This is a genomic window from Enterocloster sp. OA13, assembly GCF_022440595.1.
Classification (GTDB): domain Bacteria; phylum Bacillota; class Clostridia; order Lachnospirales; family Lachnospiraceae; genus Enterocloster; species Enterocloster hominis.
This window is the reverse complement of record NZ_JAKNTF010000001.1, coordinates 3670973-3686993: the sequence shown is the minus strand read 5'-3', so window position 1 is coordinate 3686993 and position 16021 is coordinate 3670973. Positions and strand designations below refer to the sequence as shown.

The 16021-nt window shown below is 50.2% G+C and carries 13 protein-coding genes and 1 riboswitch; of the genes, 10 read left to right on the top strand and 3 right to left on the bottom strand.

The annotated features are described in order from the left end of the window. Positions 1-34 precede the first annotated feature (34 nt). A riboswitch (FMN riboswitch) is annotated at positions 35-149 on the bottom strand. 148 nt (positions 150-297) lie between these two features. From MCJ35_RS16375 to carB, 3 genes are all read left to right on the top strand, one after another. Further along, positions 298-1548: a peptidoglycan-binding protein gene (locus MCJ35_RS16375; protein WP_025486383.1), complete on the top strand. Its 1251-nt coding sequence runs from the start codon at positions 298-300 to the stop codon at positions 1546-1548. 230 nt (positions 1549-1778) lie between these two features. Then, on the top strand, positions 1779-2933 hold the full coding sequence (locus tag MCJ35_RS16370; RefSeq protein WP_008718277.1) for a carbamoyl phosphate synthase small subunit: 1155 nt from the start codon (positions 1779-1781) through the stop codon (positions 2931-2933). Then, positions 2933-6151 carry a carbamoyl-phosphate synthase large subunit gene (carB, locus tag MCJ35_RS16365; protein WP_240299573.1) on the top strand — a complete coding sequence of 1073 codons (3219 nt, stop codon included), beginning with the start codon at positions 2933-2935 and terminating at the stop codon, positions 6149-6151. Before MCJ35_RS16370 ends, carB begins: the two co-directional genes overlap by 1 nt. Positions 6152-6266: 115 nt before the next feature. On the opposite strand, the gene MCJ35_RS16360 is transcribed toward carB, so the two are convergent. Continuing rightward, positions 6267-6824, bottom strand: a complete 558-nt coding sequence (locus MCJ35_RS16360; protein WP_008718274.1) for a manganese efflux pump MntP — start codon at positions 6822-6824, stop codon at positions 6267-6269. A 437-nt stretch (positions 6825-7261) separates the two neighbouring features. On the opposite strand from MCJ35_RS16360, the gene MCJ35_RS16355 reads away from it, so the two are divergent. The 6 genes from MCJ35_RS16355 (at position 7262) to MCJ35_RS16330 (ending at position 13781) form a co-directional block, all read left to right on the top strand. Next, on the top strand, positions 7262-8623 hold the full coding sequence (locus MCJ35_RS16355) for an MATE family efflux transporter (protein ID WP_008718272.1): 1362 nt from the start codon (positions 7262-7264) through the stop codon (positions 8621-8623). 93 nt (positions 8624-8716) lie between these two features. Continuing rightward, entirely contained in the window at positions 8717-10129 is a 1413-nt protein-coding gene (locus tag MCJ35_RS16350; RefSeq protein ID WP_025486384.1) for an MBOAT family O-acyltransferase, read from the top strand. Between the two features lie 34 nt (positions 10130-10163). Beyond that, positions 10164-11264: an alginate O-acetyltransferase AlgX-related protein gene (locus MCJ35_RS16345; protein ID WP_025486385.1), complete on the top strand. Its 1101-nt coding sequence runs from the start codon at positions 10164-10166 to the stop codon at positions 11262-11264. Between the two features lie 119 nt (positions 11265-11383). Beyond that, positions 11384-12268, top strand: coding sequence for a ribokinase (locus MCJ35_RS16340; RefSeq protein WP_008718267.1), 885 nt, complete (start codon positions 11384-11386; stop codon positions 12266-12268). A 265-nt stretch (positions 12269-12533) separates the two neighbouring features. After that, a complete protein-coding gene (locus MCJ35_RS16335; protein WP_155858485.1) occupies positions 12534-12692 on the top strand; it encodes a hypothetical protein in 159 nt (52 codons plus the stop codon). A gap of 243 nt (positions 12693-12935) precedes the next feature. Further along, positions 12936-13781 (top strand): alpha/beta fold hydrolase, encoded by an 846-nt coding sequence (locus tag MCJ35_RS16330; protein WP_025486386.1) that lies wholly within the window; start codon positions 12936-12938, stop codon positions 13779-13781. A 261-nt stretch (positions 13782-14042) separates the two neighbouring features. Here MCJ35_RS16330 and MCJ35_RS16325 read toward each other — a convergent pair whose 3' ends face one another. Together MCJ35_RS16325 and MCJ35_RS16320 are read right to left on the bottom strand one after the other, a co-directional pair. Continuing rightward, on the bottom strand, positions 14043-14255 hold the full coding sequence (locus MCJ35_RS16325) for a hypothetical protein (protein ID WP_488473301.1): 213 nt from the start codon (positions 14253-14255) through the stop codon (positions 14043-14045). 102 nt (positions 14256-14357) lie between these two features. Further along, positions 14358-14729: a hypothetical protein gene (locus MCJ35_RS16320; protein ID WP_025486388.1), complete on the bottom strand. Its 372-nt coding sequence runs from the start codon at positions 14727-14729 to the stop codon at positions 14358-14360. Positions 14730-14860: 131 nt separating this feature from the next. On the opposite strand from MCJ35_RS16320, the gene MCJ35_RS16315 reads away from it, so the two are divergent. Beyond that, positions 14861-15406 carry a TetR/AcrR family transcriptional regulator gene (locus MCJ35_RS16315; protein ID WP_025486389.1) on the top strand — a complete coding sequence of 182 codons (546 nt, stop codon included), beginning with the start codon at positions 14861-14863 and terminating at the stop codon, positions 15404-15406. Positions 15407-16021: the final 615 nt, after the last annotated feature.

Genomic DNA, 16021 nt, shown 5'->3' with positions numbered 1-16021 from the left:
ATCCATCATAATCCATCCATCATAAAACATCCATGTCCATCTTCTTCCATCCAGACTATACTGTCGGCTTCGGAATCACACCGAATCATGCCTTGCGGCTCGTGGGCTGTACCACCGGTAGGGAATCGCACCCTGCCCTGAAGATATTGATTCAATTGAATGTTATTATAGACAGGCAGGGCACGGATGTCAAGCATTTCCTGAAAAATGTAAAATACCTTTTTCCAACCGGGACATGCATATAATAAGAAGGCCCTGCTTATATTTAGGTAATGATAAGAGATTATGAGGTATTACATGGCAACCAATCCAGAACGGACATCCAGTGGAATGCTGCAGATTAATGTAATCAACATCCAGAACAATTTCCCCATCCAGAATGCCAGGGTTACAATCAGTTACAAGGGAGAGCCAACAAGCGCCCTGGAGCAGCTTCAGACCAACAGTTCAGGCCAGACAGAGACGGTCTCCCTTCCCGCGCCTCCGGTGGAGCTGAGCCTGGAACCAGGCATCATCCAGCCATATTCGGAATACAACCTGACCGTGGAGGCGGAGGGATTTGACCCGGTGGAGGTATCGGGAACCGAGATACTGGCTGAGTCCACTGCCATCCAGCCGGTCAGCATGACGCCGGCAGGGGAGGGGACGCCTCCCGAGGACCCGATTGTGATTCCGGACCACACCCTTTATGGGAATTATCCGCCCAAGATTGCAGAGGCAGAGATAAAGCCTGTGAACGAGAGCGGGGAAATCGTCTTAAGCCGCGTGGTGGTCCCCCAGACCGTGGTGGTCCATGACGGGGCGCCCACGGACCGGACGGCAAAGGATTACTATGTGCCCTACAGGGATTACATTAAAAATGTGGCTTCCAGTGAAATCTACTCCACCTGGCCCAGGGCCACCATCACGGCCAACGTGCTGGCCATCATGTCATTTACCCTGAACCGTGTCTATACGGAGTGGTACAGGAACCAGGGGTATGATTTTACCATCACATCCTCCACTGCCTTTGACCATAAATGGATATACGGCAGGAACATATTTGAGAGCATTTCCCTGATTGTAGATGAGATATTTGACAATTACCTGTCCAGGCCAGGCGTGCGCCAGCCCATCCTGACCCAGTACTGTGACGGGCGCCAGGTACAGTGTCCAAACTGGATGACACAGTGGGGGTCATGCTCCCTGGGGGAACAGGGTTACAGTCCAATTGAAATCCTGCGGTATTTTTATGGGGACAGCATCTATGTCAACACGGCAGAGCAGATATCCGGTATCCCGGCATCCTGGCCCGGCAATGACCTGACCCTTGGCAGCACAGGCGACAAGGTCCGCCAGATGCAGGAACAGCTGGATATGATTGCAACTGTTTATACTGCCATCCCAAGGGTGACCCCTGACGGGATTTACGGCCCAAGGACAGCGGATGCGGTGCGGGAATTCCAGTCCATTTTCGGGCTTCCCCAGACCGGCGTGGTGGATTTTGCCACATGGTATCGGATATCCCATATCTATGTGGGGATTACCAGGATTGCGGAGCTGGTGTAGCAGGGATAACAGACAGATGGGCATCAGGCCGCTTATGCCGGGCGGTCTGATGCTGTTTTTTAGGCCCTGCTTGCGGCCCGGCCTGTTCTAAAAAACTATTAGATTGAAACAAAAAAATTTAGCCCTTAAAGCTATTGAATAATAAATCGAAATACAGTATAATCTTTACAATTTGGGCTGAGATAACTTGGCCCATGAGCAAACACATAAGAAAGGACAGGTACCCCCATATGAAAGCATACCTCATACTGGAAGATGGAACTGTATTCACCGGGACAAGTATTGGTTCAGAACGTGAAGTTATCAGTGAAATCGTGTTTAACACATCAATGACCGGTTATCTGGAAGTGCTGACCGATCCGTCTTACGCGGGACAGGCAGTTGTCATGACATATCCCCTTATTGGCAATTACGGAATCTGCCATGAAGACATGGAATCAGCAAAACCCTGGCCGGACGGCTATATTGTTAGAGAATTATCAAGAATCCCCAGCAACTTCCGTAGCGAGGATACCATCCAGAACTTCTTAAAACGCCACGACATTCCCGGCATCTGCGGTATCGATACAAGAGCCCTTACCAAAATCTTAAGAGAAAAAGGCACCATGAACGGTATGATCACCACCAGTGAATATACCGATTTAAGCGGACCCATAAAGCGCATGAAAGAGTACGGCGTCACCGGCGTGGTCATGAAGACCACCACGAAGGAGAAGTATGTGCTTCCTGGAAAAAGCCTTGCTGACAGCGGTCCTTCAGACAACAGCAGGCTTTCCGGCAAAGACGGCCTTCCGGCTGGCAGCTTCCCGGGCGCGGGCAAGAAGGTGGCCCTTATGGATTACGGCGCAAAGAAGAACATTGCGCGTTCCCTGAACAGCCTTGGCTGTGAGGTTACCGTATATCCCGCAGACACCCCGGCAGAGGAAGTGCTGGCAGCCTGCCCTGACGGCATCATGCTCAGCAACGGCCCCGGGGACCCCAAGGAGAATACGGCTGTCATAGAAGAAATAAAGAAACTTTATGCATCGGACGTGCCGATTTTTGCCATCTGCCTGGGACACCAGCTCATGGCCCTGGCCAACGGCATGGATACTTATAAGTTAAAATACGGACACAGGGGAGGCAACCATCCGGTAAAGGATTTAGAAACAGGAAGGGTATATATCTCATCCCAGAACCACGGCTATGTGGTTGATATGGAGACAGTGACCCCGGATATCGCGGTTCCCGCCTTCGTGAATGTAAATGACGGCACCAATGAGGGGCTTAAATATGTGGGCAAGAATATTTTCACGGTGCAGTACCACCCCGAGGCCTGCCCCGGACCACTGGATTCCGGTTACCTGTTTGACCGTTTCCTGAAAATGATGGAGGTGAATGACTGATGCCAAAGAATCCTGATATTAAGAAAGTCCTTGTACTTGGCTCCGGCCCGATCATCATCGGACAGGCCGCTGAATTTGACTATGCGGGCACACAGGCCTGCCGTTCCCTGAAGGAAGAGGGCGTGGAGGTGGTGCTTTTAAACTCCAACCCGGCCACCATCATGACGGATAAGGATATTGCGGACCGGGTTTACATTGAACCCCTGACCGTGGAAGTGGTGGAACAGCTTATATTAAAGGAAAAGCCGGACAGCGTGCTGCCCACCCTGGGCGGACAGGCAGGCCTTAACCTGGCCATGGAGCTGGAGGACGCAGGCTTTTTTAAGGAACACAATGTACGCCTGATCGGCACCACGGCCCTGACCATCAAGAAGGCGGAAGACCGCGAGATGTTTAAGGAGACCATGGAGAAAATCGGCGAGCCTGTGGCTCCTTCCGACATTGTGGAGGATGTGAAGCACGGACTGGAGATTGCGGCCCAGATCGGCTATCCAGTGGTACTCCGTCCTGCCTATACCCTGGGCGGCTCCGGCGGCGGTATTGCAGCGAACCCGGAACAGTGCGCCGAGATCCTGGAAAACGGACTCAGGCTTTCCCGTGTGGGACAGGTCCTGGTGGAGCGCTGCATCGCGGGCTGGAAGGAAATCGAGTACGAGGTCATGCGTGACGGCGCAGGCAATGTCATCACGGTATGTAATATGGAAAACATCGACCCGGTGGGCGTCCATACGGGCGACAGTATCGTGGTGGCGCCATCCCAGACCCTGGGCGACAAGGAATACCAGATGCTGCGCACCTCAGCCTTAAACATCATAAGCGAACTGGGCATTACCGGGGGCTGTAACGTGCAGTATGCCCTGAACCCGGACAGCTTTGAATACTGCGTCATCGAGGTAAACCCCCGTGTAAGCCGTTCCTCGGCCCTGGCCAGCAAGGCAACCGGATACCCCATTGCCAAGGTGGCAGCCAAGATTGCCCTGGGCTATACCCTGGATGAGATTAAGAACGCGGTCACAAAGAAGACATACGCAAGCTTTGAGCCAATGCTGGACTACTGCGTGGTCAAGATGCCAAGGCTTCCATTTGATAAATTCATCAGCGCCAAGCGTACCCTGGGAACCCAGATGAAGGCAACGGGCGAGGTCATGAGTATCTGCACCAACTTTGAAGGAGGCCTGATGAAGGCAATCCGCTCCCTGGAGCAGCATGTGGACTGCCTGCTGTCCTATGATTTTACCGGGCTTACGGACAGTGAGCTGAGGGAACAGCTGGAAAAAGTGGACGACATGAGGATTTGGAGGATTGCCGAGGCCCTGCGCAGAGGCATTTCCTATGAAGAAATCCACGAAATCACACGGCTTGACCTGTGGTTCATTGACAAGCTTTCCATCCTGGTGGAAATGGAACAGGCCCTTAAGGCGGTTGGGGAAGGCAAGGCCCGTCTGACCACGGAGCTTCTTGCAGAGGCCAAGAGGATTGAATTCCCGGACAACGTGATTGCAAGGCTTACCGGGATTGCCCAGGAAGAAATCAAGAAGCAGCGCTATGACAATGATATCCGGGCGGCATTCAAGATGGTGGACACCTGCGCGGCTGAGTTTGCGGCTGAGACGCCTTATTATTACTCCTGTTTCGGAAGCATGAACGAGGCAGAGAAGACAGAAGGGCGCAAAAAGGTCCTGGTCCTTGGTTCAGGCCCCATCCGTATCGGACAGGGGATTGAATTTGACTTCTGCTCCGTGCACAGCACCTGGGCATTCAGCCGGGAAGGCTATGAGACCATCATTGTAAATAACAATCCGGAGACGGTGAGCACGGATTTTGATATCGCGGACAAGCTGTACTTCGAGCCCCTGACCCCGGAGGATGTGGAGAGCATCGTGGACATCGAGAAGCCGGACGGGGCAGTGGTGCAGTTCGGCGGGCAGACAGCCATCAAGCTGACAGAGGCCCTGATGAAGATGGGGGTTCCCATCCTTGGCACTGCGGCAGAGGATGTGGACGCGGCAGAGGACAGGGAACGTTTTGACGAAATCCTGGAGCAGTGTAACATCCCAAGACCCGCGGGGCACACCGTATTCACGGCAGAAGAGGCCAAAAAAGCTGCCCATGAGCTGGGCTACCCCGTACTGGTAAGGCCCTCCTACGTGCTGGGCGGACAGGGCATGCAGATTGCCATCAGCGACGAGGACATTGACGAGTTCATCGGCATCATCAACATGATTGCCCAGGAACACCCAATCCTTGTGGACAAATATATCATGGGCAAGGAAATCGAGGTGGACGCCATCTGCGACGGCACGGATATCCTGATTCCTGGCATCATGCAGCACATTGAGCGTACCGGGATCCATTCCGGCGACAGCATATCCGTGTATCCGGCCATGGATATCACCCAGCACAACATTGACACCATCGTGGACTACACCGAGAAGCTGGCAAGGGCCCTTCATGTAAAGGGAATGATTAACATCCAGTTCATTGTGGACGGGGACGATGTGTATATCATCGAGGTGAATCCCCGTTCCTCACGTACCGTGCCCTACATCAGCAAGGTGACAGGCATACCCATCGTGCCGCTGGCAACCCAGATCATCTGCGGACACACCATAAGGGAGCTGGGCTACAGGCCCGGACTGCAGCCGGCAGCGGATTACATTGCCATCAAGATGCCCGTGTTCTCCTTTGAGAAGATCAGGGGCGCGGACATCAGCCTTGGGCCGGAGATGAAGTCCACAGGCGAGTGCCTGGGCATTGCAAAGACCTTCAACGAAGCGCTGTACAAGGCCTTTGAGGGAGCCGGGATCCGTCTGCCAAAGTATAAGAAAATGATCATGAGCGTGCGCCACAGCGACCAGGAGGAGGCAGTGGACATTGCCCGCAGGTTCGCGGCAGTGGGCTATCAGATATTTGCCACACGGGGAACCGCAAGGACCTTGAACAAAAACGGCGTAAAGGCATACGAAATCCGCAAGCTGGAGCAGGAATCACCCAATATCCTGGACCTGGTGCTGGGCCATCAGATTGACCTGATCATCGACATCCCGGCCCAGGGGGCAGAGCGCAGCCGCGACGGCTTCATCATCCGCCGCAATGCAATCGAGACAGGCGTGAACGTGCTGACTTCCCTGGATACGGCGGCAGCCCTTGTGACCAGCCTGGAGAACCGGGCCAAGGAGCTGACGCTGATTGATATCGCCACGGTGAAGAACGCGTAGACAGCAGGGGCCGGAGGGAAAAACAGGGCCGTGTCCGTGAATCTAAGCACAGGAATAACCTGCACTTTTGATTCACGGACACGGCCCTGGCCCGCTTCGTGGACAGTCCGCTCCACTATAATCCCAGATGCTCCAGCAGTATCTTGATTCCCATGAGGATGAGGATGATGCCGCCGGTCAGTTCCGCTTTTGACTTATACCTGCAGCCGAAGACATTTCCAACCTTTACGCCAACCATGGACAGGGTAAATGTGACCGCGCCGATAAAGGACACGGCGGGGACAATGTCCACGTCCAGGAATGCAAAGGTGACGCCCACGGCCAGGGCGTCGATGCTGGTTGCCACGGAGAGCAGGACCATTTCCCGGACACCCAGGGAGGCGTCGGCACATTCTGCGTCTTTTTCAAGGGATTCCTTTATCATGCCGGCACCTATGAGGGCCAGAAGGATAAACGCAATCCAATGGTCATATGCCTTGATGGCCATGCTGAACCTGGATCCAAGGAAGTACCCGAACAATGGCATGGCGGCCTGGAACCCCCCGAAATACAGGCCCACGATAAATGCGCCTTTCCAGTTCATCCTCGGCATGGCCAGTCCCTTACAGACAGAGACTGCGAATGCATCCATGGACAGCCCCACGGCAATGATAAACAGCTCAGTTAACGACATAGTGAATCCTCCCGTACTTGTTTAATATATGGAACGGTGTATAAAAAAAGACCCACCTACGGCCATGTACGGTATCCTCCGGGAGTCCTGTCTTCACAGACTGCCGGAATTATGGTTTCCATGCCGTAGATAAGTCTCATTATTTGAAATAAAGCCAGATAGAAACTATCAGTATGTTGACTTTATTACATGCGCCGCATGCCAACTACTCCCTTATCACTTGCTACATTTTAAGTGACCAGGAAGAAAATGTCAAGAAAAATTCTCAATTCATTGTAAAAAAACAGCCCTTGTGCTAAACTGAAAAACGTACGCATGCCTGGCGTTCCATGGATTCTTCACGCAGACACGCCCCGGTTCCTTAACCGGCAGAAGGCCACGGCGGCAGGGCGCCCTGGTTAAGATAAAAAACAGAATATACGGAGATAGTATGTGAGATGAAAAAGTCATATGAGATTGATATGTGCAATGGCCCGCTTCTGAGCAAGATCCTTTTATTTTCCGTTCCTTTGATGATGTCAGGCATCCTGCAGCTTCTGTTCAATGCGGCGGATATCATTGTGGTGGGCCGGTTTGCCGGCAGCAGCGCCCTTGCGGCGGTGGGCTCCACCTCCTCCCTTATCAATCTGCTTATCAATGTGTTTGTGGGCCTTTCCGTGGGCGTCAATGTCCTGGTGGCCAAGTATTATGGCGGCCAGAGGGAAAAGGACATGAGCGAGACTGTCCACACGGCCGTGCTGACAAGCCTGCTAAGCGGGCTTTTCCTGGTAATCCTGGGAGGGGTTGCAGCCAGGCCCCTGCTCCACCTGATGGGGACGCCGGATGACGTGCTGGACCAGGCCGTGCTTTATATGAGGATTTATTTCCTGGGCATGCCGGTGCTGATGGTCTATAACTTCGGCGCGGCCATCCTGAGGGCAATCGGGGATACCAGACGGCCCCTGTATTTCCTGTTCATGGCAGGCGTGGTCAATGTGGCGCTGAACCTGTTCTTTGTCATAGGTCTTGGAATGGGCGTGGACGGGGTTGGCTGGGCAACCGTCATATCCGAGCATGTGTCAGCCCTTCTGGTTCTGAAAAGCCTGATGGAAGCCCCGGGCGCCCTGAAGCTGAACCTCAGGGAACTGCGGATTTATCCAAAGAAGCTGAAACGGATTGTGAAGATTGGGCTTCCGGCCGGCATGCAGGGCGCCATCTTCTCCATTTCCAATGTGCTGATCCAGTCCTCGGTCAACTCCTTTGGCTCCATTGCCATGGCTGGCAACACCGCTTCCGCCAATATCGAAGGGTTTGTGTATACAGCCATGAACGCGGTGTACCAGACCAATCTCAGCTTTACCAGCCAGAATCTCGGCGGCAGGAAATACAGCCGTATTAACAGGATCATGTATATCTGCCTGGCTGTGGTGACCATTGTGGGCATCACGCTGGGGATAACAGCCGTGCTGGCAGGCGATTTGCTGCTGGGAATCTATTCCTCGGATGCCCAGGTGCTCCACTACGGCATGCTGAGGCTGGAAATCATCTGCGGCACTTATTTCCTCTGCGGCATCATGGACTGTATGGTGGGCAGCCTGCGCGGCCTTGGATATTCCATCATTCCCATGTTCGTGTCCCTGACAGGGGCCTGCGGATTCCGTGTGCTCTGGGTATTTACCGTGTTTGCGGCATACCGTTCCCTGGACGTGCTCTATCTGTCCTATCCGGTGTCCTGGGCCATCACGGCCGTTGCCCATATGATTACCTTCCGCAAGATACGCAGGAAGATACCGCGGCAGGATTCGATGCCTTTGGCGTAGGAGATGGCGCCAGGTTTCCTGATGGCGTTATCTGCGATTGGGGGCCGTTTCCCCATGATAGAATACGATACATAAGAAAGGTAGCAGAACCATATGCTTTTTAGTTCACTTACATTTGTATGGTTTTTCCTTCCTGCATTGGCCCTTGTCTATTACCTGGCGCCGGGCAGGAAGCTTAAAAATGCAGTCCTGCTCATTGCCAGCCTTCTGTTTTACAGCTGGGGCGAGCCAAGGTATGTAGCGCTGGTCATCTTATCCATCCTGTTCAACTACCTCTTCGGCCTTGCAATCGGAAGGCTTGGGGACAGGACGGGCCTTAAGCGGGCAGCGCTGGCCCTGTGCATCGGGGCCAACCTGTGCCTTCTGGGATATTTCAAATACTTTAACTTCTTCCTGGAGCTTGCCTATACCGTAATGGGAAAGGAGGGCTTCATACCCAGGAACATTGCGCTGCCAATCGGCATTTCCTTTTATACCTTCCAGGCTGTTTCCTATATTGCTGATATATACCGGGGCGTAAAGCCAATCCAGAAAAATATATTCCGGCTGGCCCTGTACATATCCCTGTTCCCGCAGATCCTTTCAGGCCCCATTGTGAAATACAACGAACTGGAGCCGCAGATAGGGGAGCGCAGGGAAAGCATTTCCATGCACGCATATGGCATCCGCAGGTTTGTTTACGGCCTTGCCAAGAAAATGGTGTTTGCAAATATGTTCGGTCAGGTGGTGGACCGGATATGGGGCCTTCCCCTGGAACAGCTGGGAACGGCAGTTGTCTGGTTTACGATCCTGCTCTACAGCCTCCAGATTTATTATGACTTTTCCGGTTATTCGGATATGGCAATCGGGCTGGGGCGGATGTTTGGGTTTACCTACCAGGAGAATTTCAACTATCCGTATCTGTCCGCCTCCATCAGCGAGTTCTGGCGCAGGTGGCATATATCGCTGTCCACCTGGTTTAAGCAGTATCTCTACATTCCCCTGGGCGGCAACCGCAAGGGGCTTACAAGGACCTGCATCAATCTGTCCGTGGTGTTCTTGGCAACCGGGCTGTGGCATGGGGCCAGCATGAACTTCATCTGCTGGGGGATTTATTATGGAATCTTCATTGTGGCGGAGCGGCTGTGGCTTGGCAAGGTTCTGGAAAAGAATCCCTGCAAGGCGCTGAATCATGTGTATACCCTGCTTGTGGTCATGTTCGGCTGGCTGCTGTTCCGGGTTGGGAGCCTGCATCAGGCCAAGGTGCTGGTGACGGCCATGCTGTCGCCCAGGGCTGGGCTGTGGAACCTGAGGATTTTCATGGATAACAGGATTATTTTCCTGCTGGTCCTGGCGGTCTGCTTTTGCGGGCCTGTGCAGAAACTGTTTCCGGGGCTTACAAAGCGTCTGTATGACGAGGAACGGACGGGGGCTTTGGATGTGGCTGTCATGGCGGCACTCCTCCTGCTCTGCACCGTCCTGATGGTCAGCAGCACCTACCAGGCGTTCATCTACTTCAGGTTCTGATACATGATTCCGATACATATAAGGGAGTACATTTATGATAAAGAAAATAATGATTGGGGGCTTCTGGGCTATCCTGCTTCTCCCGAACCTTCTGTTCCCGCTGGTAAAAGGAAATGGGGACAGCGGCAGTGCGGAGAACCGGAGCCTGGCTGAATTCCCGGTCTTTGAGGCAAAAGACTTTGAGGCATATCCTTCGGAAGTGGACAGCTATATCAATGACCATGCCGCGTTCAGGAACCGTTTCCTGAGCATTAACTCCGTGCTTAACCTGAAGCTGTTCGGTTATGCGGATTCCCAGGACGTCATACGGGGGAAAGAGGGCTGGTACTTTTTTGCAGGCGGGATGAGCCTGTTTGACGCCCTTGGCACAGAGCCTTTTTATCAGGATGACGTGGCCATGATCGGCAATGAGATCATCCGGGCCGCCAGCTATTATGAGGGCAGGGGGATTCCCTTCCTGATGATGATCCCGCCCAACAAGGAAGGCGTTTACAGGGAATATATGCCGGACTGCTATGAGCGGGTCTGGGACGGGAACCGTCCGTCCCAGCTGGAGGAATATCTTGGGAAACATTCCGGTATCACGGTGCTGGACCCCAGGGAGTATTTTAACGCCAACCGGGATTATACATGGTACTATAAGACGGATACCCACTGGAACTTTGCAGGGGGATATGTGGGTTCCCAGATGATCATAGAGGCATTGGGGGGAAATGCAGTGCCCATAGAGGATGTAACCGTGACCTATGAGGCGGCTGCGCCAGGTGATCTGGTGAACCTGTTCCATCTGCCGGAACAATACTGCAGTGATGAGAATGCGGTCATCACAGGCTTTGGCGACAATCTGGCCGTCCATGTGGAGGATGTGCTGGGGGATAAGAACATCCTCCACATGTCCACGCCGGGGGCGCCGGACGGCAGGCGCATTGCCGTAATCCGCGATTCCTTTGGCACGGCCCTGATGGACAAGCTGCCCAGGTATTTTGCCAATATGGATTTTTACCATTGGCAGGCATTTGATTACACCATGCTGGAGGAAAATCCGCCGGATGCAGTGATTTATGAAATTGTGGAGAGGGATCTGACCAGGATTCCCCAGGATGTGGCAAAAATGGTGCCCGTGAATGCTGATTAACAGGGGCAAACTGTAAATTTTATGCAGAAAAGGTTAAGAAACACTTTTGCAAACCCATGAAATATCGTATAATCAGATGGAATGGTTTGGCATATTTTAAGTAAAGGAGAAGGACAGACATGAAGATTTTAAATTTTGGGTCATTGAATATTGATTACACCTACAGTGTGGATCATTTTGTAAGAGGCGGGGAGACCTTATCGTCAGAAACCATGAATGTGTTTTCCGGCGGAAAGGGACTGAACCAGTCCATTGCCCTGAGTAAGAGCGGGGCAGCGGTATGGCACGCAGGGGCAATCGGGACAGGGGACGGGGATTTCCTGGTAGGACAGCTTAAAAGCGCAGGGGTTAACACGGAGCTGATTGCGGTACTGGAAGGAAAGACAGGACATGCCATCATCCAGAAGGCAAAGGACGGGGGCAACTGTATCCTTTTATACGGCGGCGCCAATCAGATGATAACAAAGACAATGGTGGATGAGGTCATCAGCCATTTTGAGGCAGGGGACTATCTGGTGCTTCAGAATGAGATAAGCGAAATCGGCTATATCATGGAGAAGGCCCACGAAAGGCAGATGAAGATTGTGCTGAACCCATCGCCCATGGATGACAAGATTGCAGGATACCCGCTTGAGTATGTGGACTATTTCCTGTTAAATGAGATTGAGGCAGGGGATATCTGCGGCGAGCAGGGAGAGGGCGAGGAACTCCTTAAGAAGCTGTCTGCCAAGTTCCCATCCGCCAAAATCGTACTGACATTGGGCGGCGACGGATCCCTTTACAGGGATGGGGACCGGCTCTTGAAGCAGGGGATTTACAAGGTCAAGGTGGCAGATACAACTGCAGCAGGGGATACCTTTACCGGGTTCTTCATCGGAGGACTGGTTCAGGGCATGGATGCGGCGGATGCGCTGGAATGGGCGGCCAAGGCAGCGGCCATTGCAGTGTCACGGCCAGGGGCAGCGCCTTCGATTCCTTCTAAGGAGGAAGTGGACCGGTTTTAGGAGCTGGGATTGAAGAGAGTGATTAGAGGTCGGGATTAGAGGTCGGGATGAAGGGTTAGGTATTAGAGGTTAGGTATTAGAGGTTAGGTGTTAGAGGTTAGGTGTTAGAGGTTAGAGGCAGAGGTAGGTGGCCGGAGGCTGCGTAAACCTCTGCTTTGTTTATGTCACAAAAAAACACCTGCTCTGCAGGGGGAGGGAATATTTTCAGATAAAAGAAACTCCTGTGCTGCAATCCGTCGGGTACATGACGATATAGACGGGTATCATGGAGGACTTGAAAGAAACCCACAAAGGACAGCACCAGCGGCCGGAGAACTCCGCCACCAAGGAATTGAAATGCGATATGGAGGAAGTGGCGGACTTCAGGGGGAGCCGGGCGGAAAAGCTGATAATGCTTTTCCGCAGGCAGGCAAAGCTAAAATAAAGCCGTTTGATGGAGAAAGATTGACGGAGAAAGAAAAACAGTGGCTAACCCGTATCGCAAAAGTCCGAACTGGCGAGAAATCCGGTAAACCAGAGGGGCAGGAAGCGGTAACAAGATGGACAGATTTTCTGGGGAATGGTAGAATACGGGTATGGAAAACAGCTTCAGGCCAAGTTGGCCCGAAGTGAGATATGCGCCTTTGGATAATAAGGCGTGCATGACAAAATTTGGGAGGAGATGTATATGGAAAAATTTGTGGAAGTGAACGGCTATAAAAATTTTGTATATTGTTATGGTCAAGGCTCTATTACCCTGGTGCTTTTGTCTGGGTCGGGAGTACCTTTCCCGAGCTTGGAATACAAAACTCTGGCAAAATCATTATCCGAAACCTATCAAGTAATTGGAATTGAAAAGTTGGGTTATGGACGCAGTGACCTGGCTGAAAACAATCGGGATATTGACAGCGTTATTCATGAATATAGAAGCGTATTACAAAAATTAGGAATAAATTCACCTGTTGTGTTGGCAGCACATAGTATGGGATTTTTAGAGGCTCTCCGCTGGGGACAGCAGTACCCTTTTGAAATCGCTGGTATCCTTGGCATTGACCCTGCAACGCCAGATTGTTACAGGGAGTTTAATGTAGAAGAGGCTACAAAAAAACTGAAAGGGATGTCAGTGGATGCACTCTGCCGAAAAGCAACCGCTAGTGCCTTAGTGGAACAATTAATGGGAGAACAGGATATTTCCAATATGGAAAAGAATGAAATTGAAATTTTGGCATTCCGTAATCTGGCCAACCAAAATTGGATTAGTGAAGCTGAAAACTTGAGAAATGCGATTGGTCTAGTGGAAAGGGATGATCCATATCTGCAGGTTCCAATGTTATTCTTTTTATCGAACGGAGAAGGTACGACACTCAAAAAAGAGAATTGGATTGAATGTTCTTTACAATATTTAAATCATATAAAAGTTTCACAATACGAAGTATTTGACTTTCCACATAATTTGTATAAGTTTGTATATCAGGAAATCGCCCAATCATCGAGGACTTTTATATCGGAATATATTGAAAAAAATATAAATTAGGAAACTATGCCTTATTGGATAAAGGTGCAGGCAGCAAAATAGGGAGAGGATGTCAAGGATAGTATAAGCGGTACGCGGTCCCTGACACCCTCTTCCTGGTTTGCTTATCAGTAATCAAGGCAGGAAAGCCCCCGTGTGGCTTTCCTAGCGCTTCAAGTGTGCTTGCCCTCCCCGGTGGTCTTGACTTTTCCGGAGACGGGCGGGGAGACAGGTGAAGGAGGCGGGGCGGCGCGTTTCCTTGGTCTGGGAATGAATGTCTGCCTATTTATCCTTCTGGCGCTGCGCCTGTTTCTGCCGTAACCTTTCTTTGGCCCCGGAAACGGTTTCGCCGTCTTTCGTAAGATAGGCGTCTACAAACCTGTCTTCAATTTTTGTGTATCCGTCTATTACACTGCGTTCGATTTTATGAAAACTCCCTGTGACAGCTTTGGCTATTTTTTCATTTGCCTTTACAAGGTTTGATTTTGCCATCATTCATATTCCTTTCTTTAACAAAAATACCCCACACGCTGACTGCGTATGAATTTCCTGCCAGTTCCGGTTTGGGATATGGCGGAGGCGGCAGATGGAACGGTCTCATTCTTTTATGCCTTTTGTCAATGGAATCAGGCAGATCAGGATGAGGATTCCCACAAGACCGGTTGCGGTTCCGGCAATCATCCTGCCCCATACCATGGTCAGGCACATCCCCATGCCCAAAGCCAGCGTACCGGCAATCACGGCAATCATTGTAAAAATTATTTTTCCGGAAAGCCGGATGGGCTTCTTATGCTCCATTTTCCTCCATACAAGCAGTGTAATCAGGGCCATCAGCAGACCAGCGCAGCCGCACACAAGTCCGGGCCGGAAGGCCGCCCATTCCGGGATAAGAGCCATACACATACCAAGGGCAAAAAGCACACCGCTCACAGTTCCTGACATCATTGCAACAAAACTACTTTTTTTCATGTAAAAGACCTCCTGAATGTTATATTTATTAAACCAACAGTTGTTGCTTTAATCTGAATATAGTATAATGTTCCTGATAACCTAAAACAATCATCAATTTCCCAACAAATGTTGGGATAAAGGAGATTTTTATGAATACACCCAATAATAAACGAAAGAAAGAGTCCATTGAACGGATTGAACGGGTTTTTCTTGACATGCTCCAAACCAGGGAATTAGCTGAAATCAGCATATCGGATATCTGTAAACAGGCCAAATTAAACCGCACGACTTTTTATGCAAATTATACGGATATATATGGATTGGCCGATTCAATACGGGACAAACTGGAAGCTGATTTATCCAACTTATACCGGGATGAAATCACACAGGGATTTAACAGCAACGATTATCTTAAACTGTTCCGTCACATAAAGGACAACCAGATATTCTATAAGACCTACTTCAAACTGGGGTATGACGATAACTACAAGATCATCACTTATGATATGAACCTTGCAGGACAGCATTTCCAAAACCGTTTTATTGTTTATCATATGGAATTTTTTAAAAGTGGGATAACAAGGATCATCAAATTATGGCTGCAGGGCGGCTGCAAAGAAAGTCCTGAAGATATGTTCGGAATCATAAAAAGTGAGTATCAGGGGCGTGATAAGTTATTTTCCATAAAGGAATAAATATGGCTGGACATGCCGGAACTGGCGTAAATTTGCTTAAATTTCACATAATTATCGGAAAATATAAACAATTAATAAGATTCATGCATCATCAATTGTATAAAAATAGGAACAATTGTAATTAATTGGCTATAAATATAAATAAACTAAAAAGATTATAAAAAAACGAAAAAAGCATTGACAAATGACAGGCCATTTACTATAATAAAGACAACAAAAGAACAGAGAACAAAAAGAATTCAAGGAACTGTAGACAATCAGTTCACAAGTAACTTAAATCCAAGCAAAGGAGGTACGGACCACCAAAGACTGAATTTTAGTTTCATATATAATCAAAGAAATTTATTATATATGAGACCAGGAGAAACCAATCTACTAAAAGCAAAACGCTCAAACAGTAAAGTAATTTAAGTAATTGATTTAAAGAAACAAAAGAATCCAATCGGTTGGTAAACGATTCAAAGAGTAACAAAGTTTCAATAGATTAAAGAAGTTCCAAGTGAATGGGTAAGTTCACAAAAGAAAAGTATTTAATATTATAGAAGCAAGTCAACAAATTGAAGAGTTAAAAAGCAATTGCAGTATTTAAAGAGATAATTTAAAGAAACAAGCTGT